21 protein-coding genes and 1 riboswitch are annotated in these 24,415 nt (G+C 72.2%); of the genes, 8 read left to right on the forward strand and 13 right to left on the reverse strand.

The features are described from left to right. Complete coding sequence (gene ribD / locus AB0E14_RS22105) at positions 1–1,089, reverse strand: bifunctional diaminohydroxyphosphoribosylaminopyrimidine deaminase/5-amino-6-(5-phosphoribosylamino)uracil reductase RibD (RefSeq protein ID WP_362420580.1); 1,089 nt, start codon at positions 1,087–1,089, stop codon at positions 1–3. Positions 1,090–1,252: 163 nt separating this feature from the next. Then, a riboswitch (FMN riboswitch) is annotated at positions 1,253–1,382 on the reverse strand. Positions 1,383–1,626: 244 nt separating this feature from the next. Between ribD and AB0E14_RS22110 the strand changes: the two genes are divergently transcribed. Together AB0E14_RS22110 and AB0E14_RS22115 are read left to right on the forward strand one after the other, a co-directional pair. After that, a complete protein-coding gene (locus tag AB0E14_RS22110; protein ID WP_362420583.1) occupies positions 1,627–3,999 on the forward strand; it encodes a chitinase C-terminal domain-containing protein in 2,373 nt (790 codons plus the stop codon). Positions 4,000–4,123: 124 nt separating this feature from the next. Continuing rightward, positions 4,124–4,900, forward strand: coding sequence for an SDR family oxidoreductase (locus AB0E14_RS22115; RefSeq protein ID WP_362420586.1), 777 nt, complete (start codon positions 4,124–4,126; stop codon positions 4,898–4,900). On the opposite strand, the gene AB0E14_RS22120 is transcribed toward AB0E14_RS22115, so the two are convergent. Further along, positions 4,879–6,003, reverse strand: a complete 1,125-nt coding sequence (locus AB0E14_RS22120) for an ROK family transcriptional regulator (RefSeq protein WP_362420589.1) — start codon at positions 6,001–6,003, stop codon at positions 4,879–4,881. The genes AB0E14_RS22115 and AB0E14_RS22120 overlap by 22 nt on opposite strands. Before the next feature lie 101 nt (positions 6,004–6,104). On the opposite strand from AB0E14_RS22120, the gene AB0E14_RS22125 reads away from it, so the two are divergent. The 3 genes from AB0E14_RS22125 (at position 6,105) to AB0E14_RS22135 (ending at position 9,632) form a co-directional block, all read left to right on the forward strand. After that, a complete protein-coding gene (locus AB0E14_RS22125) occupies positions 6,105–7,325 on the forward strand; it encodes an MFS transporter (protein WP_362420592.1) in 1,221 nt (406 codons plus the stop codon). A 129-nt stretch (positions 7,326–7,454) separates the two neighbouring features. After that, positions 7,455–8,855: a solute carrier family 23 protein gene (locus AB0E14_RS22130; protein WP_362420595.1), complete on the forward strand. Its 1,401-nt coding sequence runs from the start codon at positions 7,455–7,457 to the stop codon at positions 8,853–8,855. A gap of 75 nt (positions 8,856–8,930) precedes the next feature. Next, positions 8,931–9,632, forward strand: coding sequence for a DUF5995 family protein (locus tag AB0E14_RS22135; RefSeq protein ID WP_362420598.1), 702 nt, complete (start codon positions 8,931–8,933; stop codon positions 9,630–9,632). Between the two features lie 6 nt (positions 9,633–9,638). Here AB0E14_RS22135 and AB0E14_RS22140 read toward each other — a convergent pair whose 3' ends face one another. Continuing rightward, positions 9,639–11,336 carry an NAD(P)/FAD-dependent oxidoreductase gene (locus AB0E14_RS22140; protein ID WP_362420601.1) on the reverse strand — a complete coding sequence of 566 codons (1,698 nt, stop codon included), beginning with the start codon at positions 11,334–11,336 and terminating at the stop codon, positions 9,639–9,641. Positions 11,337–11,392: 56 nt separating this feature from the next. Further along, on the reverse strand, positions 11,393–12,199 hold the full coding sequence (locus tag AB0E14_RS22145) for a carbon-nitrogen hydrolase family protein (RefSeq protein ID WP_362420604.1): 807 nt from the start codon (positions 12,197–12,199) through the stop codon (positions 11,393–11,395). A 273-nt stretch (positions 12,200–12,472) separates the two neighbouring features. Between AB0E14_RS22145 and AB0E14_RS22150 the strand changes: the two genes are divergently transcribed. Further along, positions 12,473–13,021, forward strand: coding sequence for a Repetin (locus AB0E14_RS22150; protein ID WP_362420607.1), 549 nt, complete (start codon positions 12,473–12,475; stop codon positions 13,019–13,021). 108 nt (positions 13,022–13,129) lie between these two features. Here AB0E14_RS22150 and AB0E14_RS22155 read toward each other — a convergent pair whose 3' ends face one another. Further along, complete coding sequence (locus AB0E14_RS22155; protein WP_015032260.1) at positions 13,130–13,585, reverse strand: Lrp/AsnC family transcriptional regulator; 456 nt, start codon at positions 13,583–13,585, stop codon at positions 13,130–13,132. A gap of 10 nt (positions 13,586–13,595) precedes the next feature. Then, positions 13,596–15,077, reverse strand: a complete 1,482-nt coding sequence (locus tag AB0E14_RS22160; protein WP_362420610.1) for an amino acid permease — start codon at positions 15,075–15,077, stop codon at positions 13,596–13,598. A 355-nt stretch (positions 15,078–15,432) separates the two neighbouring features. Between AB0E14_RS22160 and AB0E14_RS22165 the strand changes: the two genes are divergently transcribed. Next, positions 15,433–16,422 (forward strand): GDSL-type esterase/lipase family protein, encoded by a 990-nt coding sequence (locus AB0E14_RS22165; protein ID WP_362420613.1) that lies wholly within the window; start codon positions 15,433–15,435, stop codon positions 16,420–16,422. Positions 16,423–16,481: 59 nt separating this feature from the next. On the opposite strand, the gene AB0E14_RS22170 is transcribed toward AB0E14_RS22165, so the two are convergent. From AB0E14_RS22170 to fmt, 7 genes are all read right to left on the reverse strand, one after another. Next, complete coding sequence (locus AB0E14_RS22170; RefSeq protein ID WP_362420616.1) at positions 16,482–17,924, reverse strand: GuaB1 family IMP dehydrogenase-related protein; 1,443 nt, start codon at positions 17,922–17,924, stop codon at positions 16,482–16,484. Positions 17,925–18,029: 105 nt separating this feature from the next. Next, positions 18,030–18,398 (reverse strand): barstar family protein, encoded by a 369-nt coding sequence (locus tag AB0E14_RS22175; protein ID WP_362420619.1) that lies wholly within the window; start codon positions 18,396–18,398, stop codon positions 18,030–18,032. After that, positions 18,385–18,795: a ribonuclease domain-containing protein gene (locus tag AB0E14_RS22180; protein ID WP_362420622.1), complete on the reverse strand. Its 411-nt coding sequence runs from the start codon at positions 18,793–18,795 to the stop codon at positions 18,385–18,387. Before AB0E14_RS22180 ends, AB0E14_RS22175 begins: the two co-directional genes overlap by 14 nt. A gap of 81 nt (positions 18,796–18,876) precedes the next feature. Continuing rightward, the gene (locus AB0E14_RS22185) at positions 18,877–19,893 is read right to left on the reverse strand and encodes a sugar-binding domain-containing protein (protein ID WP_362420638.1); all 1,017 of its coding nucleotides are present in this window, start codon (positions 19,891–19,893) and stop codon (positions 18,877–18,879) included. A gap of 222 nt (positions 19,894–20,115) precedes the next feature. Further along, positions 20,116–20,799 carry a ribulose-phosphate 3-epimerase gene (gene rpe / locus AB0E14_RS22190; RefSeq protein WP_362004883.1) on the reverse strand — a complete coding sequence of 228 codons (684 nt, stop codon included), beginning with the start codon at positions 20,797–20,799 and terminating at the stop codon, positions 20,116–20,118. Between the two features lie 132 nt (positions 20,800–20,931). Continuing rightward, the gene (locus tag AB0E14_RS22195) at positions 20,932–22,353 is read right to left on the reverse strand and encodes a transcription antitermination factor NusB (RefSeq protein ID WP_362420626.1); all 1,422 of its coding nucleotides are present in this window, start codon (positions 22,351–22,353) and stop codon (positions 20,932–20,934) included. A gap of 143 nt (positions 22,354–22,496) precedes the next feature. Further along, positions 22,497–23,429, reverse strand: coding sequence for a methionyl-tRNA formyltransferase (gene fmt, locus AB0E14_RS22200; protein WP_362420629.1), 933 nt, complete (start codon positions 23,427–23,429; stop codon positions 22,497–22,499). A gap of 221 nt (positions 23,430–23,650) precedes the next feature. Between fmt and AB0E14_RS22205 the strand changes: the two genes are divergently transcribed. Further along, positions 23,651–24,169: a hypothetical protein gene (locus AB0E14_RS22205; protein WP_362420632.1), complete on the forward strand. Its 519-nt coding sequence runs from the start codon at positions 23,651–23,653 to the stop codon at positions 24,167–24,169. Positions 24,170–24,415 lie beyond the last annotated feature (246 nt).

A 24,415-nucleotide genomic window follows, 5' to 3' on the forward strand; every position in this document is an offset into this window, starting at 1 on the left:
TCAGGCTCCCTTGAGGGTCGCGGTGATACGGAGATCGGGTCCGATGCGCACGGTCTCGGTGATGTCGAGCCGCAACGCTTCGGTGATCGTGGTGATTCCGGCGTCGGCGAGGGCGTGCGGGCCCGCGCCGAGGAGGACCGGGGCGAGGTAGCCGACGACCTGGTCGACGGCGCCCGCGCGGACGAAGGCGGCGGCCAGGGTCGGCCCGCCTTCGAGGAGGACGGAACGGACGCCCTGCTGGTGGAGCATGGCGAGGAGTTCGGTGAGGTCGAGGCCGCCGCCGGGGGCGCGGGACAGCCGCCACGTCTCGGGGAAGTGGACGGTCTCCTCCACGAGCATGTCCTCGGCGACCGCGATCACGGTGCGGGCCGCGTCGTCCAGGACCCGGGCGCCGGGCTTCACAGCGCTCGCCTCGGTGTCGACGACCACCCGGAGCGGCTGGACGGCGCCCTCGACGCCGCGGACGGCGAGGTGGGGGTCGTCGGCGCGGGCGGTGCCGGAGCCGACGACGACGGCGTCGGCCTCGGCGCGCAGCCGGTGGACGTCGGCGCGGGACTCGGCGGACGTGATCCAGCGGGAGGTGCCGTCGGCGGCGGCGATACGGCCGTCGAGGGTGGCGGCGTACTTCCAGCGGACGAAGGGGCGGCCGAGGCGTACGGAGGTGAGCCAGGCGAGGTTGCCGGCCTCGGCCTCGTCGGCGAGCAGCCCGCCCTCGACCTCGACCCCGGCCGCGCGCAGGGTGTCCGCACCGCCCGTGGCCTGCGGGTTCGGGTCACCGACCGCGTAGACGACGCGGCGCACACCGGCGTCGATCAGCGCCTGCGCGCAGGGGCCGGTGCGGCCGGTGTGGTTGCAGGGTTCGAGGGTGACGTAGGCGGTGGCGCCGCGGGCGCGGTCGCCGGCCTCGCGCAGGGCGTGGATCTCGGCGTGCGGGCCGCCCGCCCGCTGGTGGTAGCCCTCGCCAACGGGCTGTCCCGAGGCGTCGAGGAGGACGCAGCCGACGACCGGGTTGGGGCTCGCGGAGCCGAGGCCGCGCGCGGCGAGCGCGACGGCGCGTCGCATGGCGGTGATGTCGGCGTGCTCCGCCACCGGGTCCTCCTGCCTCTTCGGGCACGGACTCCGGGGCCTGTCGATGACGACAGAGAGCGGGTACGACGGTTCGCACGGGGGTGCCGAGGCCGGACACACCGGTCGCCGAGAAGGACGACCAGCGGCGATACGGCCGACAGCGCCCTCGGAGAAGGGTCGCCCGCCGCGCACTGCCTCCCATCCGGACTTTCACCGTCGGTCCAGGAATTTCACCTGGTCAACCGGCCGCTGGCTGCGGACGGGTCGCGGACTATACCGCCGGTTCGGAATTACACCGACCCCGGAGTGCGCTGCTGCTGATACAGGGCCAGTGTGCCACGGCCGGTCGTCGGCCATGCGGGCGAGGGCCTGTGGGCTGGCTCACAGGGCATGAACCTTCCCTTCTTTGGTCCAGACCTATTGACGCACTGGTCTAGTCCTCTTAATCTCCGTGTCACCTCCGAGGAACGGCCCGTCGGTGTGCGCACTCCACGGGCCCAACACGACCCACCGCCTTGTTCGTTGTGTTTTTTTCGACCTCCCTTGGAGGAACCGATCGTGTTGTCCCCCACGAAGACGAGAGTGTCGCTGCTCGCGTCCGGCGCGGCCGTCGCCGGTCTGCTGATCAGCTCCCTCGCCGGTGGTGTCTCGTACGCCGCCGACAACGAGAGCTGTCGCCCGGACGGGCTGTACAAGACCCCGGGTGTCGACGTCCCGTACTGCTCGGTCTACGACACCGAGGGCCGCGAGAAGATGGGCGCGGACCACCAGCGCCGCGTCATCGGCTACTTCACCGGCTGGCGCACCGGCAAGAACGGCGAGCCCGCCTACCTCGCCAACAACATTCCGTGGGACAAGATCACCCACATCAACTACGCCTTCGGACACGTCGGTTCCGACAACAAACTGTCCGTCGGGGCGGACGGGCCGAACAACGCCGCCACCGGGATGACCTGGCCGGGTGTCGCGGGCGCCGAGATGGACCCGGGCTTCGCCTACAAGGGCCACTTCAACCTGCTGAACAAGTTCAAGAAGCAGCACCCGGACGTCAAGACGCTGATCTCGGTCGGCGGCTGGGCGGAGACCGGCGGCTACTTCGACGACAACGGCACCCGGGTGAACTCCGGCGGCTTCTACTCGATGGCCACCAACGCCGACGGCTCGGTCAACCAGGCCGGTATCGACACCTTCGCGGACTCGGCCGTCGCCTTCATCAAGAAGTACGGCTTCAACGGCGTCGACATCGACTACGAGTACCCGACGACGATGAAGGACGCGGGCAACCCGCTCGACTGGCAGCTCGCCAACGCCCGCCGCGCGGGCCTGGTCAAGGGCTACGACGCCCTGATGAAGTCCCTGCGCGAGAAGCTGGACCGGGCCGGCGCCGCCGACGGCAAGCACTACCTGCTGACCGTCGCCGCGCCCTCCTCCGGCTACCTGCTACGCGGCATGGAGACCTTCCAGATGCAGAAGTATCTGGACTACGTCAACATCATGTCCTACGACCTGCACGGCGCCTGGAACGAGTACGTCGGTCCCAACGCCTCGCTCTTCGACGACGGCAAGGACGGCGAACTGGCCGCCGCGGGCGTCTACGGCTCGCAGCAGTACGGCGGTGTCGGCTACCTCAACACCGACTGGGCCTACCACTACTTCCGCGGCTCGATGCCGGCCGGCCGGATCAACATCGGCCTGCCGTACTACACCCGCGGCCACAAGAACGTGCAGGGCGGCACCGACGGCCTGTGGGGCAAGGCCACCGCGACCACCTGCCCGGCGGGCGCGGGTCTGACCAAGTGCGGTGACGGCGCCGTCGGCATCGACAACCTGTGGCACGACAAGGACACCAACGGCGTCGAGTCGCCGGCCGGTTCCAACCCGATGTGGCACGCCAAGAACCTGGAGAAGGGGATCGTCGGCGACTACGTCACGCAGTACGGCTTCCCCGCGAACACCACGCTGACCGGCACCTACGCCCGCAAGTACGACTCGACCCTGGTCGCGCCGTGGCTGTGGAACGCGCAGAAGAAGGTCTTCCTCTCCACCGAGGACGAGCAGTCGGTGGCCGCCAAGGCCGACTACGTGGTCAGCAAGGGCATCGGCGGCACGATGGTCTGGGAGATGGCCGGCGACTACGACTGGAACGCCGGCAAGGGCCAGTACGAGATGGGTGACACGCTCACCTCGCTCATGTACGACAAGTTCAAGGCGGCCACCCCGTACGGCGCGAAGAAGTCCAACGCCACGCTGCCGACCCAGGCCGTGAACGTGGGCGTGGAGTTCACCGAGTTCAAGCTGGGCGACTCCAACTACCCGATCACGCCCAAGCTGAAGATCACCAACAACACCGCGACCACCCTGCCGGGCGGCACGGAGTTCCAGTTCGACTACTCCACCGCGGCCCCGGCCAACGCCTCCGACCAGTCCGGCTTCGGTACGAAGGTCATCAGCAGCGACCACACCGGGAACAACGTGGGCGGTCTGAAGGGCGACTTCCACCGGGTCTCGCTGAAGCTCCCGGCCTGGCAGACGCTGGCCCCCGGCGCCTCGGTGGACCTGGCGTTCAACTACTACCTGCCGGTGTCCACGCCGTCGAACTGGACGGTCAACATCAGCGGTACGACGTACGCGCTCGCCGGCGACCTGGCACGCGGTGTGACGGTGGTGGAGCCGGGCACGACCACCCCGCCCACGACGCCGCCGACCACGCCGCCCACCACCCCGCCGACGACTCCCCCGACCACGCCGCCCACCACGCCTCCGACGGGTGGCACGTGCACCGCTCCGGCGTACGTGGCCGGCACGGTCTACAACGGCGGCGCCGAGGTCTCCCACAAGGGCCACAAGTGGAAGGCCCAGTGGTGGACGCAGAACGAGGAGCCGGGCACGACCGGCGAATGGGGCGTCTGGAAGGACCTCGGCGCCTGCTGACGCCCTGATCCCCTCCCCGTAAGCGCCCGGCGGCGGTTCTCACGGCCCTTGCCGCCGCCGGGTCCTCCACTCTTCGCCGCGGTCCGCATGTGCGGGCCGCGGCGAAGGCGTTCACCCTGGAACCATGACCACGTTTCTGGTGACCGGAGGTACGGGGACGCTCGGCCACCCCGTCTGCGAACGACTGCGCGGGGCCGGCCACGAGGTGCGCGTCCTCAGCCGGCACGCGCCGCCGTACGCGGTCGACCTGCGCAGGGGCGGGCCGCTCCTGGACCGGGCGGTCCGGGGCGTGGACACGATCGTCCACTGCACGAACATCCTGCGGGGCGACGACCAGGCGGTCCGCAACCTCCTCGACGCCGCGCGCCGGGCCGAGGTCCGGCACCTGGTCTACATCTCGATCGTCGGCGTGGACCGGGTGCCGCTGCCGTACTACAAGGCCAAGTGGGCGGCGGAGCGGCTGATCGAGCAGTCGGGCGTCGACTGGACGATCCTGCGGACCACGCAGTACCACGACCTGATCCTGCGGCTCCTGGCCGGCCTCGCGAAGCCGCCGGTGATGCTGGTCCCCAAGGACGTGCCGGACCAGCCGATGGAGGTCACGGAGGCCGCCGAACGCCTCGCGGAACTGGCCCAGGGTGAGCCCGCGGGCCGGGCGGAGGACATGGGCGGCCCCGAGGTCCGTACGTTCGCCGAACTCGCGGCCGCGTATCTGAGGGCGACCGGGACGGAGCGCAAGGTCGTGGAGGTCCCGCTCGCGGGCAAGGCCTACCGGGGGCTGCGCGACGGCGGCCACCTCGCCCCGGAGCAGGCGGTGGGCCGGGTGACCTTCGAGGAGTTCCTGCGGACCCGGTTCGGCGAGCCCCCGCACGAGACCTCTCAGGGGAAGAGCGCGTCCTGAGCCGCGTCGCGGGCGGCGAGCAGGGCGCCGCGCAGAACCGCTGTGTCGCCGAGGGTGGTGGCGCGGACCTCCGTACGGAGCGGGGAGAGCCGGGCGACCTCGGCCTCGACGCGGGCGGCGAGTTCCGGGCCGCCCAGATGGCCGGTCCGGCCGCCGAGGACCACGCAGCCCGGGTCCAGGACCGAGGCGACGGCGGCCGCGCCGACCGCGAGCCGGCGGGCGAGGGCGTCCAGGAACGGGCCGTGCCCGGAGGAGAGCGCGGCGGCCGGGTCGAGGCCGTGCTCCCTGGCGAGGGCCTCCACCGCGGCCGTGCAGGCCAGCTCGTGGAAGCCGCCCTCGCAGCCGGTGGCCGAGGGCAGCCCGGAGGTCCCGGGCACCGGCAGGAACCCGAGTTCGCCCGCCCCGCCCGAGGCCCCGCGGCGCAGCCGGCCGTCCAGGACGACGGCCGCGCCGACCCCCTGGCCGAGCCAGAGCAGCACGAAGGTGTCCCGGTCGCGGGCGGCGCCGATCCGCTGCTCCGCGACGGCCGCGAGGTTGGTCTCGTTCTCGACGAGCACGGTCGCGGGCAGCCGTTCCTGGAGCGCGGCCATCAGCCGCCGGTGCCACTCGGGCAGCCCCGAGGAGTCCCGCAGCTCCCCCGTCGCCGGGTCGATCAGTCCGGGCGCGCCGACGACGACGCTGTGGAGCTGCTCCGCGCCCGCCGATTTCGCGGTCCGCTCCAGGAGCGCGACGGCCTTCTCGACGGCAGGACCGGTCCCGTCCTCCCCGCCGATCGGGGCCGATGCCTCGGCGAGCGTCGTCCCGAGCAGGTCGGCGACGGTGAGGGCCACGGAGTCGGTGCGCACGTCGAGCGCCGCCAGGTACGCGCGGTCGGCGACGATCCCGTAGAGCTTGGCGTTGGGGCCCCGGCGCTCCGCGCCGGACTCCCCCACGACGCCGACGAGCCCGGAGGCCCGGAGCCGCTCGACGAGGTCGGCGACGGTGGGCCGGGAGAGCCCGGTCAGGGTCTTCAGCTGAGTCGCCGTCAACGGGCCCTCGGCCTGGAGCAGTCGCAGGGCGAGCCGGTCGTTGAGGGCTCGGGCGGTGCTCGGGGATGCGGCCATGCCGGGATCCTCTCAGACGCGTGCGCACGGTCTTCGCCTTACCCACTATTTATCAGGCAGGGTTCCTGATAGTTTACCGCCCACCAACCGAGGGAGGGCACATGGCGGGCGAGACCGTCTTCACCACCGAACGACTGCGGCGGGCGCGGTTCGCCGTCGCCGCCGTCTTCTGCGTCCACGGCGCGGTCACCGGCAGCTTCGCCACCCGCATCCCGTGGATCCAGGACCACGCGGACGTCAGCGCGGGCCAGCTCGGTCTCGCCCTGGCCTTCCCCGCGATCGGCGCCTCGCTCGCGATGCCGCTGGCCGGCGCCATCAGCCACCGCTTCGGGGCCCGTACGGCGCTGCGCGGACTGCTCGCGCTCTGGACGATGTCCCTCACCCTGCCGTCGCTCGCCCCCAACATCTACGGGCTCTGCGCGGTGCTCTTCGTCTACGGCGCCACGGCCGGCATGTCCGACGTGGCGATGAACGCGCTCGGCGTCGAGACCGAGAACCGGCTCGGCAAGTCGATCATGTCGAGCCTGCACGGCATGTGGAGCGTGGGCGCGCTGATCGGCTCCGCCGCCGGCACCGTCGCCGCCCATCTGGGCGGGGACGCCCGGCTGCACCACCTGATCGCCGCGCTCGTGTTGACCGCGCTGGGCCTGCTCTTCTGCCAGGGCGTCCTCGACCTGCAGTCCACCCCGGAGGAGGAAGCGCCGCCGCGCTTCTCACTGCCCCCGAAGTCCGCCCTGATCATCGGCGCGATCGGCTTCTGCGCGGTGTTCGCCGAGGGCGCCAGCCTCGACTGGTCGGCCGTCTACCTCCGGGACGAGCTCGGCTCGTCGGCCGGTGTCGCGGCGGCCTCCACGACCGCCTTCGCGCTGACCATGGCCGTCGCCCGGCTCGCGGGCGACCGGGTGGTGGACCGGTTCGGCGCGGTGCGGACCGTACGGGTCGGGGGCGTCGCCGCGACCGCGGGCGGGCTGCTCGTGGTCCTCGCCCCGCACGCCGTCGTGGCGATGGCCGGTTTCGGACTCATCGGCCTCGGGGTCGCGGTCGTCGTACCGCTGGCCTTCGCGGCGGCCGGCAAGAGCGGCCCGAACCCCAGCCAGGCCATCGCGGGCGTCGCCACCATCACGTACACCTCGGGTCTCATCGCCCCCTCGGCCATCGGCGGCATCGCCGACGCGACCTCGCTGACCTTCTCCTTCGGCCTGGTCACGCTGCTCGCCCTCGGTCTGGTGGTCGGCGCCGGCGTGCTCCGCCCCGGGGGCGGGGCCACGACCGCCCCGGCCGCGAGCGGCAGCCCCGCGACGAGCTCAGGGAAGGTCTCGTAGCCCTCCGACCGGGCGTCGGGACCCCGGTGACCTGCGGCGCACTACCATGTGTCTGATCTTTTTCGGCCGATGTGCCGCTGTCTCGCGCGGCGGACCGGCCGGCCGTCATCGGAGAACTGGAGCGACCACATGAACCTCGGCGTGCGCTGGACCCTGCACGGCGACGGACGAACACCCGCTCCAGGCGCCGTCGTCCGCCCGGACGAGCGGCTCTCCTGGCCCCGTACGGCCGGCCTCGGCGCCCAGCACGTGGTCGCGATGTTCGGCGCCTCCTTCGTGGCGCCCGTCCTGATGGGGCTCGACCCGAACCTCGCCATCATGATGTCCGGCGTCGCGACGGTGATCTTCCTGCTCGCGACGCGCGGCACGATCCCGAGCTACCTGGGCTGCTCGCTCTCCTTCGTCGGGGTCGCCGCGGCCATCCGGGCCTCGGGCGGCGACAGCGCCACCGTCACCGGCGCGGTCCTCGTCGTCGGCTTGGTGCTGTTCGTCGCGGGCCTGGCGGTGCGGAAGTTCGGCGCGCGGATCATCCACGCGACGATGCCGCCGATCGTGACCGGCGCGGTCGTGATGCTGATCGGCTTCAACCTCGCCCCGGTCACCGCCGCCACCTACTGGCCGCAGGACCAGTGGACGGCGCTGCTGGTCATGCTCTTCACCGGCCTGGCCGTGGTCTGTCTGCGCGGATTCTGGTCGCGCATCGCGATCTTCCTCGGCCTGATCTTCGGCTACGCCATCTCCTGGGTCTTCGACCTGGTCTTCGGCAAGATCCACTCGATGTCGCCGAGCGGCGAGGTCACCGACCACTGGCGGCTCGACCTCTCCGGCGTCTCCCAGGCCGACTGGATCGGCCTGCCGTCCTTCCACGGACCGAGCTTCGAGTGGTCGGCGATCCTCGTCGCGCTGCCGGTCGTCATCGCCCTCATCGCCGAGAACGCCGGTCACGTCAAGGCGGTCGGCGAGATGACCGGGGACTCGCTCGACGACAAGCTCGGCACCGCCATCGCGGCCGACGGCGCCGCCTCGATGCTCTCCACCGCCGTGGGCGGCCCGCCGAACACCACGTACTCCGAGAACATCGGTGTCATGGCGGCCACCCGCGTCTACTCCACCGCGGCCTACTGGGCCGCGGCCGGCTTCGCGCTGCTCTTCGGTCTCTGCCCCAAGTTCGGCGCCGTGGTGGCCGCGATCCCTGGCGGGGTGCTCGGCGGCATCACGGTGATCCTGTACGGCATGATCGGCCTGCTCGGCGCCCAGATCTGGATCAACGCCAAGGTGGACCTGCGCAACCCGCTCAACCTGGTGCCGGCGGCGGCGGGCATCATCATCGGCGTCGGCGGGGTCAAGCTGACCTTCACCGACACCTTCGAGCTCGGCGGCATCGCGCTCGGCACGATCGTCGTCATCACCGGCTACCACGTGCTGCGCGCCTTCGCCCCGGCGCACATGAAGCAGCAGGAGCCCCTGCTCGACGCCGGCACCAGCTCGTACGAGAGCGGCATCGAAGGGGATTCCGCCACCAAGTCCTAGCCAGGTTCGCCCGTTCTGGGGAAGCCGGGCCGGAGGAGTTCCCTCCCGGGCCCGGCTGCTGGGACGCTGCTGCCCATGGCGCAGACGACGCAGATCGGGCAGTTCACCGCCGTCGACCCGGTGGTGGAGCGGATGCGGTCCATCCGGTCGGCCTGGCATCCCGCCGACGGGGTCGGCGTCTTCAACCGGGTCTATCTGACCGTCACGGAGGAGATCGGCCGGGCCATCGCCGCCGGCACGTTCGCCGACCGGCGGGCGGCCGCGACCCTCGACGTGCGCTTCGCCGAGCGCTACCTCGCGGTCGTCGACGCCGTCTCCACCGGCGCGCCCGCGCCGGCGTGCTGGCGCCCGCTCTTCCACTACCGGCGCCATCCCTGCGTACGGCCGCTGCAGTTCGCGCTGGCCGGGATCAACGCGCACATCGGGCACGACCTGGCGCTCGCCGTGGTCGACACCTGCCGGACGCTCGACTGCGCGCCGCGCGACCTGGAGGACGAGTTCGACCGGGTCGGCGACATCCTCGTGCTGCTCGAAGAGCGCATCAGGGAGGAAGTGATGCCGGGCCCGGACCTCTTGGAGATCACGGACCCGTTGACCCATCTGCTGGGCTGCTGGAGCCTCGACCGGGCCCGCGACGGAGCCTGGCTCGCGGCCCGCTCGCTCTGGCAGCTGCGCGAACTGCCCGACCTGGCCGAGGAGTTCACCGAACGCCTCGACCGGTCGGTGGGCCTGGTGGGGCGGATGCTGCTCACCCCACTGGCCGCCCCGAGGGGCTGAGGACGGTCAGTCCTCGGGGAGCTCGACCGGGGCGATCTCGTCGTAGACGTCGCCCGGGCCCGGGTTGGTGGCGTCGGTCGAGCCACCGAAGTGGTGCATGACGCCCCACACGGCGTTGAGCGCGGTCTGCACGGCGCCCTCGGCCCAGCCGGCCGTCCAGGAGATGTCGTCGCCCGCGAGGAAGATGCCCCGCTTGTCCTCCGGCAGCCGGTCCTGCATGAAGTGCGTGAACAGACGGCGCTGGTAGCGGTAGTGGCCCGGCAGGTTCGCCTTGAAGGCGCCCATGAAGTAGGGCTCGTTCTCCCAGGAGACCGTCACCGGGTTGCCGATGATGTGCTTCCGGATGTCGACCTTCGGGTAGATCTCGCCGAGCGACTTCAGCATGACCTCCATCCGCTCGTTCGCGGAGAGCGGCAGCCACTTGAGGCTGTCGTCGCACCACGTGTACGAGAGGCAGATCGTGGCCGGCTTGTCCGGGCCGTCGTCCAGGAGGTACGTGCCGCGGGTCATCCGGTCGGTCAGCGTCATCGACATGACGTCCCGGCCGGTCTCCTCGTCCTTGTCCAGCCAGAACGGCCGGTCCACGGGCACGAAGAGCTTCGAGGACTCCATGTAGTGGGTGCGCTCGATCGCCGTCCAGTGGTCGATCGGGAAGAGCGAGTCGTCGCACGCGATCTTGGAGAGCAGCATCCAGGACTGGGCCGTGAAGATCGCCGCCTGGAAGGTACGGATGTCACCGGAGGCGTCCGTGACGGTGATCCGGTTGCCCGCGGTGCGGTTGAGCCGGGTCACGGCCGGCTTCGGCTCGCCGTCGTGCAGGGACCTCAGGGAGGTGCCCTGTGCCCAGTGGACGATCTTCTCCGGCTCGCGCTCCCACAGGCGCAGCGGCAGCTGCTGCGAGCCGCCCACGATGCCGCGGTGGTGGTCGTCGGCCTCGGTGTAGACGACCCGGAGGATCTCCAGGATGGAGTTGGGGAAGTCGGTGTCCCAGCCGCCGGTGCCGAAGCCGACCTGGCCGAAGATCTCGCGGTGCCGGAAGGACTTGAAGGCCTCGGAGTCGCAGAGGAAGCCGTAGAAGGTCTGGTTGTCGAGCTTCTCGACGAGCTTGGACCAGATCTCGCGGATGCGCGGGACGTCCCGCTCGCGCATCGCCTGGTTCATGTCGGAGAAGTCGGCGCCCTCGTCCAGGCAGGCGTTCCACGCGTTCATGACGTCGCGGTAGACCTGCGGCAGGTCGTCCACGGTCTGCGCGTAGTGCGACTCGCCCTTGAGGTCGACGACGGTCGACGGGGTGGACTCGGCGAGCGGGTTCGGGAACGGCTGCGTCTCCAGGCCCACCAGGTCGATGTAGTGCTGGAAGGCGGTGGAGGAGGGCGGGAAGCGCATGGCGCCCATCTCCGCCGTGAGGCCCTCGGTGCCGGTGCCCTCGAAGCCGACGGTCCGCAGCCGGCCGCCGATCTGGTCGGCCTCGTAGACGACGGGCTTGAGGCCCATCTTCATCAGCTCGTACGCGGCGATGATGCCCGACAGACCGCCGCCGATGACGGCGACCTCGGTGCCGTGCTCGGTCGCGGGTATCTGGCCGAGCCCGGCCGGGTGGGCCAGGAAGTCGTCGTAGGCGTACGGGAAGTCCGGACCGAACATGGTGATCGGCGGCTGGCCGTCGCTGTGCGGGACGGCGGTCGTGGGCACCGTGGACGTCATGGGGTACGGACTCCTTGCGGGGAAAGCGGGAAGATCGAGAGGCGGAAGGGGGCGGCTCAGACGAGGGAGCCGTAGAGGCCCGGGCGCCGGTCGCGGAGGTAGGGGTTGTCCTTGCGCGAGGCGGCGAGGAGGGCGGGGTCGACGTCGCCGACGACGAGGTCCTCGCCGCGGCCCGCCCTGACCCGGGCGGTGCCGTCGGGCGCGGCCAGCGTGGACAGGCCGACGAACTCGAAGTCGCCCTCGGGGCCGGTCCGGTTGGCGTACGCGATGTAGAGCTGGTTCTCGAAGGCGCGCACGGGGACGACGGACTCGGGCACGACCTCGGCGGGGTGCATCAGCGCGGTCGGCACGAGGAGGAGGTCGGTGCCGGCCAGGGCGTGCGCCCGGACGTTCTCGGGGAACTCGACGTCGTAGCAGATCATCATCGAGATCTTGAGGCCGCCGAGCTCCGTCTGGGCGACGACGTCCTCGCCGGGCGTGAACCAGTGGTGCTCGAAGTCGCCGAAGAGGTGGGTCTTGCGGTAGCGCAGGAGGGTGGCTCCGTCGGCGCCGATGAGCTGGGCCGCGTTGTAGAGGACGCCGTGCTGCTCGGTGTCTCGCTCGGGGTAGCCGTAGCCGATGGCCAGGTCGTGGCGGGCGGCGAGGGCGGCGACGGCGCGCGCGGAGGGGCCGTCGGCCGGTTCGGCCAGACGGGCCATGTCGGCGCCGATGGCGTAGCCGGTGAGGAAGAGCTCGGGGGCGAGCAGCAGGTCGGCGCCCGCGGCGGCCGCGCGGGCGGCGGCCTCGTCGAGGACCTTGAGGTTGGCGGCCACGTCGCCGAGCTCACCGGAGCTCTGGAGCAGGGCGGTACGCAGCGCGGGCATGGACCATCCTCGATGGGTCGGAGTACAGGGGGAAGCCGTTAAAAACGGTACGGTTCCGTGCTCGGCCGGGACAAGGCGGGACCGTTGCGGACCGACCGTCGAACCGTTGCGCGATCGGCCACCGTCCCGGTGATTCGTTGCGTACGGCTCCGGCGGCGGTCGTACGGCCCCTCCGCCGCGCGGCGGAGCACGGACCGTTCCCCGGCCCGACGCCCTGGCGCGGCCCGGCCGGAAGAGTGGTGGTCGTCCGGTTGACCTGCCGAAAGGACCACCATGAACCGCCGTACGAAGATCGCCTCGCTGACCGCCGCCCTGCTGATCACGGCCGGCGCCGCGGGCTCCGCCGTCGCCTCGGGCGACGGCGGGGGCGGCAGCCGGGAGGCCGCCGCGCTGACGGGCACGGCCAAGCTGTTCCGGCCGGCCCCGGCCACCGACGACATCACCTTCACGTTCGACGCGCACCTGGCGCAGAAGGACCGCAAGGACCCGCAGGCGGCGACCGGCACCTTCCGGTTCAGCCACTACACGGAGGGCGGGGCGTACGGCGGCTACGCGGTCGCCAAGGTCGACTGCCTGGTCACCGGCGGCAAGGTCGCGGTGGTGACGGGGGTCATCCACGACACCGACCTGAAGGAGCTGCGGAACAAGCGGGTCGGCGTCACGGTGCACGACCTGGGGAAGCACGACCGGCTCGGCTACAGCTGGGTCGGCCGCGAGAGCGACCTGGAGGTGCCGCCCTGCCTCAGCTCGGCCCCCTTCGAGCAGGTCAAGGCGGGCACCGGCGACTTCAAGGTGCTGCCCTGGCAGCCTCCGTACAACTAGGTCACCCGGGACGACGAAGGGCGGCGCGGGAACCACGGCCCGCGCCGCCCTTCGTCCAGCCGCCCGCCGGGGCCAGGGCCTTTCCGGCCCTGATCCGCCGGACAGGCCCTACGCGGGCGAGCCCGAGGAGAAGCGCCGCAGCAGCGGCGAGAGCACCAGGACGGACTTGGTGCGCTCCACGAACGGCTCGCCCGCGATGCGCTCCAGGACGCGCTCGAAGTGGCGCATGTCGGAGGCGAAGACCTGGACGACGGCGTCCGCGTCGCCGGTGACGGTCGACGCGGACACCACCTCGGGGTACCGCTCCAGACCTCGCCGGATGTCGTCCGGCGAGGTGTTGTGGCGGCAGTAGATCTCGACGAACCCCTCGGTCTCCCAGCCGAGCGCCGCCGGGTCCACCCGTACGGTGAAGCCGGTGATGGCGCCCTCGGCCCGCAGCCGGTCCACGCGCCGCTTGACGGCGGGCGCGGACAGGCCGACGAGCGAACCGATGTCGGCGTACGAGCGGCGGGCGTCCTCCGCGAGGGCGTGGACGATGCGTTCGTCGAGGTCGTTGAGTCGCACTACGGGTGGATCACTTCTCTGTCTGGACGGCCCCGGCTTCGGTGGCCAGGCGGGAGCGGCGCATGCCGTACAGGAAGTAGAACACGAGGCCCGCGGCCATCCAGCAACCGAAGACCACCCAGGTGACCGAGTCCAGGCTGAACATGTTGTAGACGCAGAAGCCGAAGCCGAGGATCGGGAAGGTCCAGCCCAGCGGCACGCGGAAGGTGCGGTCCATGTCCGGACGGGTGCGGCGCAGCACGATCACCGCGATGTTGACCAGGGCGAAGGCGAACAGGGTGCCGATGCTGGTGGCGTCGACGAGCTTGCCCAGCGGGATCACGGAGGCGAGGGCGGCGCAGAACAGCGAGACGATGACGGTGTTCACGCGCGGGGTGCCGGTCTTGCCGCTGACCTTGCCGAAGACCTTGGGCACGAGGCCGTCGCGGGACATCGCGAAGAGCACGCGGGTCTGGCCGTAGAGGACGGTCAGCACGACGCTGGCGATCGAGATGACGGCGCCGGCGGCGAGCAGGGTGCCCCAGAACTTCTGGCCGCTGACGTCGTTCATGATCGCGGCGAGCGAGGCCTCGGAGCCCTCGAAGTCCTTCCAGTTCCACGCGCCGACGGCGACGGCCGCGACCAGGACGTAGAGGACGGTGACGATGAGCAGCGAGAGCATGATCGCGCGGGGCAGGTCGCGCTTCGGGTTCTTCGCCTCCTCACCGGCGGTGGAGGCGGCGTCGAAGCCGATGTACGAGAAGAAGAGGCTCGCTCCGGCGGCGCTGACGCCGGCCATGCCGAGCGGCATGAAGTCGGCGTAGTTGCCGGACTTGAAGCCCATGAAGCCGATGGCGCAGAAGAGGACCAGCGCGGCGATCTTCACGAACACCATGATGGTGTTGACGAGCGCGGACTCGCGGGCGCCGCCGAGCAGGAAGACCATCGCGAGCAGGACGACGATCAGACCCGGCAGGTTGAGGATGCCGCCCTCACCGGGGGCGGAGGAGAGCACGTCGGGGATGGTGACGCCGATCGTGCCGTCGAGCAGCTCGTTGAGGTACTCGCCCCAGCCGACCGCCACGGCGGCGACGGAGACGCCGTACTCCAGGACCAGGCACCAGCCGCAGATCCAGGCGACGAGTTCACCCATCGTTGCGTACGCATACGAGTACGAGGAACCCGCGACCGGTATGGAGCCGGCCAGCTCGGCGTAGGAGAGAGCCGAGAAGAGCGCCGTGAGACCCGCGATGACGAAGGCGATCGTGACGGCGGGGCCGGCCTTCGGGACGGCGTCGCCGAGGACGACGAAGATGCCGGTGCCGAGCGTGGCACCGATGCTGATCATGGTGAGCTGCCACATCGACAGCGAGCGGCGGAGCGAGCCGCCCTCACCCTGGCCACCCTCGGCGACCAGGCGTTCTACCGGCTTGCGCCGGGTCAGGGCGGAGAGCCCGGAGGTCTTGGGGACGGTCGGCTCGGTGGCCGGTGAGGCTGTGCCTTGATCCAGCACTGCGAAGGCTCCTTGATCGCTGCCTGTCGAAATGCGACGACCACGGCGGTACACGGGCAGCACGAAAGAGCCCGTGAGGGAAGGGGGAACCGCCGAGAAGGCGGTCGCCGCCACTCCTGGTACGAGGCATGAGCCTAAGCCCAGGCGCTTCGCGCTCGTAATGCAGGGTTGTTGCGCACCCACAGAAGATCATTGCGCGCTCGCGGCCCAGACGGGGAAACATTGCGCCCCACCGCATGAATCGGCACATTGGGGCCCGAACGGGGGTGTGAAGCGGGTCCGGCGCGCGCATTGACTCCTCGTGCCCGATGAACGACTCTGCGAGCCCTCGGCGTCCCCTCGATCGGAGGCTTCGGTGGGCTGGCTGGAACCCGCTCCCTTCCTGCGCGGCACGGCCTGGCTGGACGGCGGCCGGGCCGTCCGCGCCGACCCCGCCGACCTGGCCCGGCTGCCCCGGGACACCGCCGAGCGGGCGGCGCTGCCGATCGGCGTACGGGTGGAGTTCACGGCCTCGCCCGGAACGCACGCGGTCGAGCTGCGCTATCGCGCGGCCGTCCCCGGTCGCGGGGACGCGCTGGGCGCACTGCGGCACTGTTTCGCGCTCTGGCGGGACGGGGCCTGTGTGGGCGAGAGCTTCGCGGACCCGGCGGCGGAGGCCACGGTCGCGCTCGAACTCCCGCCCGAGGGAGGGACGTTCGCGGTCCATCTGCCGGAGAGCCAGTCTCCGGTGGTGCTCGGGCTGCGGGCGCGCGAGGGCGCCCTGACCCCCGCCCCGAGGCGGCCGCGCTGGCTGGTGCACGGGGACTCGATCACCGAGGGCTGGTGGTCGACCCGGCCCGCGCACTCGTGGCCGGCCACGGCGGGGCGGGCGCTGGGCCTGGACACGGTCAACCTCGGCTTCGCGGGCGGGGCGCGCGGCGAGCTGCCGCTCGCCGAACAGCTCGCGAGCCTCCCTGGCGCGCTCGTGACCCTCGCCTTCGGCACCAACTGCTGGTCACGGGCGCCCAGTTCGGCCGGGTGGCTGTACGAGACGGTACGGGCCTACGTGGGCCTGGTGCGCCGGGGCCACCCGGACGCCCCGCTGCTGATCCTCTCCCCCGTGCTCCGCCCCGAGGCCGAGGCCGTCCGCAACGCCCTGGGCGCCACGCTGGCGGAGCTGCGGACGGCCATGGAGGCCGCGGGCCGGGACCTCGCGGCGGAGGGCGACGGGCGGCTCCTGGTGCTCTCCGGGCGCCCGCTGCTCGACGCGGAGGACCTGGCGGACGGGCTGCACCCCAATGACCGGGGGCACGCCCGGATCGCGGCGGCGGTCGCGGGGGCGCTGGGCCCGTACGTACGCGGGTGAGACGACGGAGCCCCCGCGAGTGGGACTCGCGGGGGCTCCGTCGTCGGAACAGGCGGTGACTAGCTCCAGCTGGCGTGCAGCGGCTTGCCCTCGGCGTAGCCGGCGGCGCTCTGGATGCCGACCACGGCCTTCTCCTCGAACTCGGCCAGCGAGGCCGCGCCCGCGTAGGTGCAGGAGGAGCGGACACCGGCGATGACCGAGTCGATCAGGTCCTCGACGCCCGGGCGGGCCGGGTCGAGGAACATCCGCGAGGTGGAGATGCCCTCCTCGAAGAGCGCCTTGCGGGCCCGGTCGTACGCGGACTCCTCGCTCGTGCGGTTGCGCACGGCGCGGGCGGAGGCCATGCCGAACGACTCCTTGTACGCACGGCCCTGGGCGTCGTGCTGGAGGTCGCCCGGGGACTCGTAGGTCCCGGCGAACCAGGAGCCGATCATCACGTTGGACGCGCCGGCGGCCAGCGCCATGGCGACGTCGCGCGGGTGGCGGACACCGCCGTCGGCCCAGACGTGCTTGCCGTACTTCTTCGCCTCGGCGGCGCACTCCAGGACGGCGGAGAACTGCGGGCGGCCGACACCGGTCATCATGCGCGTGGTGCACATGGCGCCGGGACCCACGCCGACCTTGATGATGTCCGCGCCGGCGTCGATGAGGTCCTTGACGCCGTCGGCGGCGACGATGTTGCCGGCGACGATCGGAACCTGCGGGTCCAGGGCGCGCACGGCCTTGATCGCGGAGATCATCGACTCCTGGTGGCCGTGGGCCGTGTCGATGACGAGCGTGTCGACGCCCGCGTCGAGGAGCTGCTTGGCCTTGCCCACGAAGTCGCCGTTGATGCCGACGGCGGCGGCGATGCGCAGCTTGCCATTCGCGTCGGTCGCGGGGGTGTACAGGGTCGCGCGCAGGGCGCCCTTGCGGGTCAGGATGCCGACGAGACGGCCGTCCTTGTCCACGGCCGGGGCGTAGCGGCGGTTGGCGTGGTCGAGCGTGTTGAACGCGTCGCGCGGCTCGATGTCGGCGTCGAGGAGCAGCAGGTCCTTCGACATGACCTCGGAGAGCTGCGTGAAGCGGTCCACGCCGGACAGGTCCGCGTCGGTGACGACGCCGACCGGACGGCGGTCCTCGTCCACGACCACACCGGCGTTGTGCGCGCGCTTGGGCAGCAGCGAGAGCGCGTCGGCGACGGTCTGGTGGGGCTCGAGGACGATCGGGGTGTCCAGGACGTGGTGGCGGCTCTTGACCCACGAGATGACGTCGGTGACGACCTCGATCGGGATGTCCTGGGGAATGACCACCAGGCCGCCGCGGCGGGCGACGGTCTCGGCCATGCGACGGCCGGCGATCGCGGTCATGTTGGCGACGACCAGCGGGATCGTCGTACCGGTCCCGTCCGGCGAGGCGAGGTCCACGCCCTGGCGGGAACCCACGGCCGAGCGGCTCGGCACCATGAAGACATCGTCGTACGTCAGGTCGTAGGGCGGCTTGACGTCATTGAGGAAACGCACGTGCTGACATCCCAGTCGTTCGGATCGGCCCCTAGGCATTTCAGCCAGGGGAAAAAGCACGTAGTTCATTGTCCCACGCCTGTGGCCGTGCCCGGCCCGGGCGTTTCATCCGAGGCTTGCCGAACCCCCTTCGTCCGATCCTCCAAGAGCGCTGCCCCGAGGGTTCCCCTGCGGGGTCCCCAGGGCAAGGAGGACGGTGAGGCCCGTGGTGCTGGTGTCGGCGGCCGTGGCGAAGACGTCCTGGGCGGTCTCCCAGTCGCTCGGCCGGGCCGTGGCATAAGCCTGCCACCCGGTGACGACGAGGGCCACAGGGCGGGGCAGATCGGTCAGACAGTCGGCGAGGGCGTCCCAGTTCCGGCCGAACCAGCGCGGCAGCGCGAGGGCGCCCGCGCAGCGGTCCATGAAGGCGGCCTTGTCCACGACCCCGCGCAGATCGAGGACGACGGGGTCCCGCAGCGCCTCAGCGAGCTTCATCGGGCCGTACCTCCCGGAAGGTCTCGTAGTGGTCGTCGGTGTAGTACACCTCGCCGCCCCGCCCGGTGACGAGACGCCGGGCGCCCCGGTCGCGTTCGCCGGGGGTGCGGACGGTGTACTCGCGGTAGTAGCCGCGCTCGCGCCGGGGCAGGATCCGCTCGAAGTTGGAGAAGGTCGCGCCGTCCTTGGCGTACGGGAAGGGGCCGCCGCGCTCGATGAGCCGCAGGGTCGCCCGCGCCTCGTCCGGCAGCTCCGCGACCCGGACCGTCGCCAGACCGGAGGAGCCGGTGGGGGCGACGGGGGCGGGGCTCGTGCCGCTCTGTGCGGTGGAGCAGCCGAGGAGCACGCCGACGCACAGGAAGAGCCCGAGGAGGGCGCGCAGGGGCCGGAGCAGCATGCCCCGACGCTACGTCGGGCCCGGCCGCCCCGCCCGCCGTGCTCGCGCGGACGGGGGGGAAGGGCCTGCCGGGCCGGTGTCTCAGACGCCGTCCGGGTCGGCGCGCTCCAGCGCGGGGCGCGGGGCCGGGGCGGACTCGGTGAGGAGGTAGTCGGCGGCGGCCCGGTCGGTCACGAGGCTGGTGACGAGCCCGGAGCGGAGGACCGCCCCGATCGCCGCGGCCTTGCGCTGGCCGCCCGCGATCGCCACGACCTCGGGGATCCGGCGCAGCCGGTCCGCCTCGACCGTGATACAGCGCTCGCCCAGGTCCCGGCCCACCCGGCGGCCCTCGGTGTCGAAGAGGTGGGCCGACATCTCGGCGGCGACGCCGAGGGAGGCGTAGTGGGCGCGCTCCTCGTCGGTGAGCATGTCGTGCACGGTCGAGATGCCCGGCTCCCAGGAACCGATGGAGACACAGGCGACGGTGACCTTGTCGAAGTACTCGAAGGCGCGGGCGATGCCCGTCTGGTTGCGCAGGGCGGCCGCGGTGGCGGGGTCGGGCAGCAGCATCGGCGCGTAGATGGGGTGCGCCTCGCCGCCGGAGACCTGGGCGGCACGCCGGACCGCCTCGACGGAGCCGCGCTCGGCGGTCCCGGCGTCGTACACGCCGGTGAGCTGGACGACGGTGCAGGGCGGCAGCCGGTCGAGGGCGGCGGCCATGTGAATGGTCGAGCGGCCCCAGGCCAGGCCCAGGACGTCACCCTCGTTGACCAGCTCGCCGAGCAGGTCGGCGGCGACCTCGCCGAGGTTCTCCGGGTCGGGCGACTCGTCCTCGCCCTCCGCGGGGGACTCGACGACGACGGCGTGGCGGAGCCCGTAGCGGGCGCGGAGCGCGTCCGAGCGCTCGGCGTCCAGCTCGGCCGGGACGCGGATCTCGATCCTCACGAGGTCGCGTTCGAGCGCGGTCTCCAGGACCCGGGCCACCTTGAAGCGGCTCACGCCGAACTCCTCGGCGATCTGGATCTTGGACTTGCCCTCGAGGTAGAAGCGGCGCGCCATGGCCGCCGCCTGAACCAGCTCCGCGGGTCCCATCCGCAGGGCTGACCGTCCCGCCGAGATTCCCGCCACCGCGATCTCCTTAGCTCTGTTCACGTACCGCTGCTCACGTGCCGCGTCGTGGTGCTGGTCGTCGTACTGCCGTCGTACTGCTGTCGTACTGCTGTGTGCCGAGGTCGTGCCGGGGCCGTTCACACTCTGGACCCGCTGTTCATCCTGTCAGATCCGGCGGGTCCCGATCGGTCCTGTCGGCGCCCCGACGGACCGCGTTCATCTGCCGGAGGTTCAGTGGCCACACGCCCACGCCGCCGTGGCGGTCGTGGCGTCGGCCTTGGCGCGGAGGGAGCGGACGGCCTCGGCCGGGTCCTGGGCGCCGTAGACGGCGGATCCGGCCACGAAGACGTCGGCGCCGGCCTCGGCGCACCGCTCGATGGTGGACTCGGCCACGCCGCCGTCGACCTGGAGCCACAGCTCCAGACCGTGCTTGGAGATCAGCTCACGGGTACGGCGGATCTTGGGCAGCATGATGTCGAGGAAGGCCTGGCCGCCGAAGCCGGGCTCGACGGTCATGATAAGCAGCATGTCGAGCTCGGGAAGCAGGTCCTCGTACGGCTCGATGGGCGTCGCGGGCTTGAGGGCCATCGAGGCCCGCGCCCCCTTGGCCCGGATCTCGCGGGCGAGCCGCACCGGGGCGGCGGCCGCCTCGACGTGGAAGGTGACGGACCCGGCGCCGGCCTCCACGTACTGCGGGGCCCAGCGGTCCGGGTCCTCGATCATGAGGTGGCAGTCCAGCGGGGTGTCCGTGGCCCGGGCGAGCGACTCGACGATCGGCACGCCGAGGGTCAGGTTCGGGACGAAGTGGTTGTCCATGACATCGACGTGCAGCCAGTCGGCTCCGTCGACGGCCTTCGCCTCCTCGGCGAGGCGGGCGAAGTCTGCGGACAGGATGCTGGGGTTGATCTGCGCCATGTGCCAAGCCTGCCATGTTCTTGGGCACTTCTTTGCCGCGAAGCGGTTTCGGACCGGGATCTGGGCACCTCCGGACCCGATTCCGGCACGGAAGGCCGGGATGTAACCGACCTTCCGGGCTCTTCGGGCGGCTCAGGCGGTACGGCGCAGCAGCGCCAGGTACATCGCGTCGGTGCCGTGGAGGTGCGGCCAGAGCTGGACGTCCGGTCCCTCGCCGAGCGCGGGCACGCCGGGCATCAGCGGGCGGACGTCGATCCACTCCGCCTCGACCGCCGGGCCGCCGCGCCCCTTGAGGACGTCCTCGACGACGATGCGGGTCTCGGCCAGGTGGGGCGAGCAGGTCGCGTACCCGACGACGCCTCCCACGCGCACCGCGGACAGCGCCTCGCGGAGCAGCCCGCGCTGGAGCGGGGCGAAGCCGTCCAGGTCCTCCGGGCGGCGGCGCCAGCGGGCCTCGGGGCGGCGGCGCAGGGCGCCGAGGCCCGAGCACGGCACGTCCATGAGGACCCGGTCGAAGGAGCCCGGCCGCCACGGCGGGCGGGTGCCGTCGGCGGCGATCACCTGGTACGGGCCGGGGTTGCCGGCCAGGGCGCGCTCGACGAGGCGGGCGCGGTGGGGCTGCTTCTCGGAGGCGAGCAGAGCGGCGCCGCGCTCGGCGGCCAGGGCGCCGAGGAGGGCCGCCTTGCCGCCGGGACCCGCGCAGCCGTCGAGCCAGCGCTCGTCGCGGCCCTCCAGGGGCGCGTTGGCGAGCGCGATGGCGACGAGCTGGCTGCCCTCGTCCTGGACGCCGGCCCGGCCGTCCTTGACGGCCTCGATGGCGCCGGGCTCGCCGCCCTCGGCCAGCCGTACCGCGTACGGCGACCAGCGTCCGGGCAGCGTGTCCTCGCCGGTCAGTTCCTCGGTGGTGGCCCGCCCGGGCCGGGCGACGAGGGTGACCTCGGGCCGCTCGTTGTCGGCCTCCAGGAGGTCCTCGATGCCGGCCCGGCCGCCGCCGAGGGCGTCCCAGAGGGCCGAGACGACCCAGCGGGGGTGGGAGTGGACGACGGCGAGGTGGTCCTCGGCGTCGTCCTCGTAGGCAGGGGCGACCTGCTCGACCCAGGTGTCGAGGTCGTGCTGCGAGATCTTCCGCAGCACGGCGTTCACGAACTTGGCCCGCCCGTCGCCGAGCACCACCCGGGCGAGCTCCACGCTGGCGGACACGGCGGCGTGCGTCGGGATCCGCGTACCGAGCAACTGGTGCGCGCCGAGCGACAGCACGTCGAGGACCGGCGGATCGACCTCGCGCAGCGGCCGGTCGATGCACGCCGACACGATCGCGTCGTACGTCCCCTGCCGCCGCAGCGTCCCGTAGACCAGCTCGGTCGCGAGCGCCGCGTCCCGCCCGTCGAAGTCGCCCTTCTCCCGCGCCTTCTTCAGCAGCGGCGGCAGCACGAGATTCGCGTACGCGTCCCGCTCGTCGACCGCCCGCAGCGCCTCGAAGGCCAGGATCCGCACGGGATCCTTCTTGGGACGCCGGTACGGCTTGGGGGGACGGCGACGTGCCTGCTCGCTCAAAAGGTGCTCCGCATGAGAAATGACGAGGTCGAACCCCCTCAGCCTACGTCCGAGGCCCCCACCCGCGGAAAATGCCCCACGACGAGGTCGAGCCGCCCTGCCGCGACCAGGCCCGGGGCCGCCCCGGTCCGCCCGCCCCGTCGCTAGACGCCGACACGCTCGCCCGGGGTGATGCGGACGCCGCGGGCCCAGTCGGCGGCCTTCATCGGCTTCTTGCCCTGGGGCTGGACCCAGAGGAGCTCGACGCCGTGCGAGCCGGTGCCGACGTACACGTTGTTCTTGCCCGCCGCGAGTTCGCCCGGCGTGAGGTCCGTGCGGTCGGGGAGCAGGGCCGTCTGGATCAGCTTGAGGCGCTCGCCGCGGAACACCGTCCAGGCGCCCGGGGCGGGCGTGCAGCCGCGCACGACGCGGTCCACGCGGAGCGCCGGGGCCTTCCAGTCCACGTGGGCGTCCTCGACCTGGATCTTGGGCGCGAGGGTGATGCCGTCGGCGGGCTGCGGTACGGCCTTGAGCGTGCCGTCCTCGATGCCGTCCATCGTCGCCGCGAGCAGCCCGGCGCCCGCGAAGGCGAGCCGGGTGAGCAGGTCGCCGCTGGTGTCGGTGGGGCGCACGTCCTCGGTGATCACGCCGTAGACCGGGCCGGAGTCGAGCCCCTCCTCGATCTGGAAGGTCGACGCGCCGGTCACCTCGTCGCCCGCCATCACCGCGTGCTGGACCGGCGCCGCGCCACGCCACGCGGGCAGCAGCGAGAAGTGCAGGTTGACCCAGCCGTGGGCGGGGATGTCGAGAGCGGCCTTGGGGAGCAGCGCGCCGTACGCCACGACCGGGCAGCAGTCCGGGGCGATCTCGCGCAGCCGCGCGAGGAACGCCTCGTCACGCGGCCTCGCCGGCTTGAGGATCTCGATCCCGGCCTCCTCCGCCCGCTCGGCGACCGGGCTCGCCACGAGGCGCCGGCCACGGCCCGAGGGGGCGTCGGGACGGGTGATCACGGCGGCCACCTCGTGCCGGCCGGAGGCGAGCAGGGCGTCCAGGGCGGGCACGGCGACCTCGGGGGTGCCTGCGAAGACCAGCTTCACTCGGAAAACCTCGCATGTCGGGGTGGTGGAGGGCAGCGCACCAGTCTAGAGGCCGGGGCAGCAGGGGGCGTACGTAGCGACGAGCGCCCCGTGCATATGCGTGTACGCCCCCGCAGCGTGACCCAAGCACGGGTGGCGCGTTGGTCAAGAGAGATTGACCGAAACGGGCCCGCCCTCGTCGTGGCCCGACCCTTTTCCACGCCGGTTCGAGAGGCTTTCACATGGCCGACCACGCAACCCACGACGCCCAAGCCCGGGCAAGTCTGCACCTGTTGGTGCGGGACATCGAGCGGGTCCGGCGGCAGGTCGACGCACTGCGCACGCTCACGGCCCAGTTGGGCAATGTCTACCGCCCGCGCCGCTCCGGCCCGTCGACGGGCTTCGTCGTCTACGGGCGGGCGCCCGCCCCGACCGTCCGGCTGGCCCAGGAGCTCCGGGACAGCGTCGAGACCCTGGTGACGGCGGCCGTCGACTTCGACCGCTCGCTCGGGTTCTCGTGGGACGCGGTGGGCTCCGCCCTCGGGGTCACGAAGCAGGCCGTCCACCGCCGCTACGGCGCGCGCCGCACGCCCCAGCCCGGGCTCGTCGTGGACCAGGAGCACGCGCCCGAGCCGGGCACGACGCGCACGATGCCGGTGGTGCCGCCGGCCCGCACCATGCCGCCGCAGCCGACCTCGGTGTCCCCGTCCCTCCGCGAGGACCCCCGCCCGCCGGCCTTCCCGGGCCCGCGCAACGGCTGACCGGCGCCTGCCCGGCCACGGACCGTCCGTCACGGACCGCCCGCCACGGACGGGCGCCACGGAGCGCCGGCCCGGGAGCGCCCGCCGCAGAGGGGCGGCAGGGCGCGGCCGTCACCCGATGTCCGGTGGGTCCACCCTGACCCGTACCGGGACCCGCGCGGCGGGCCCCGCGAGCGGGCGGGGGGGGGGTGTTTTAGGCGGCGCCCAGGGCGCGGCCGGGGCCGGCGGGGCGCGGGGGCAGGGGCG

Source organism: Streptomyces sp. NPDC047981, from assembly GCF_040653315.1.
In the GTDB taxonomy this organism is placed as follows: Bacteria; Actinomycetota; Actinomycetes; order Streptomycetales; family Streptomycetaceae; genus Streptomyces.

Bases quoted from the DNA above. Each gene is read 5' to 3' on its own strand.
- AB0E14_RS22150 (WP_362420607.1), top strand. From the start codon at position 12,473: ATGAACCGCCGTACGAAGATCGCCTCGCTGACCGCCGCCCTGCTGATC.
- AB0E14_RS22130 (WP_362420595.1), top strand. From the start codon at position 7,455: ATGAACCTCGGCGTGCGCTGGACCCTGCACGGCGACGGACGAACACCC.
- AB0E14_RS22140 (WP_362420601.1), bottom strand. From the start codon at position 11,336: ATGACGTCCACGGTGCCCACGACCGCCGTCCCGCACAGCGACGGCCAG.
- AB0E14_RS22175 (WP_362420619.1), bottom strand. From the start codon at position 18,398: ATGAAGCTCGCTGAGGCGCTGCGGGACCCCGTCGTCCTCGATCTGCGC.
- AB0E14_RS22205 (WP_362420632.1), top strand. From the start codon at position 23,651: ATGGCCGACCACGCAACCCACGACGCCCAAGCCCGGGCAAGTCTGCAC.
- AB0E14_RS22120 (WP_362420589.1), bottom strand. From the start codon at position 6,003: ATGGCCGCATCCCCGAGCACCGCCCGAGCCCTCAACGACCGGCTCGCC.
- AB0E14_RS22125 (WP_362420592.1), top strand. From the start codon at position 6,105: ATGGCGGGCGAGACCGTCTTCACCACCGAACGACTGCGGCGGGCGCGG.
- AB0E14_RS22145 (WP_362420604.1), bottom strand. From the start codon at position 12,199: ATGCCCGCGCTGCGTACCGCCCTGCTCCAGAGCTCCGGTGAGCTCGGC.
- AB0E14_RS22115 (WP_362420586.1), top strand. From the start codon at position 4,124: ATGACCACGTTTCTGGTGACCGGAGGTACGGGGACGCTCGGCCACCCC.
- AB0E14_RS22180 (WP_362420622.1), bottom strand. From the start codon at position 18,795: ATGCTGCTCCGGCCCCTGCGCGCCCTCCTCGGGCTCTTCCTGTGCGTC.
- rpe (WP_362004883.1), bottom strand. From the start codon at position 20,799: ATGGCGCAGATCAACCCCAGCATCCTGTCCGCAGACTTCGCCCGCCTC.
- AB0E14_RS22135 (WP_362420598.1), top strand. From the start codon at position 8,931: ATGGCGCAGACGACGCAGATCGGGCAGTTCACCGCCGTCGACCCGGTG.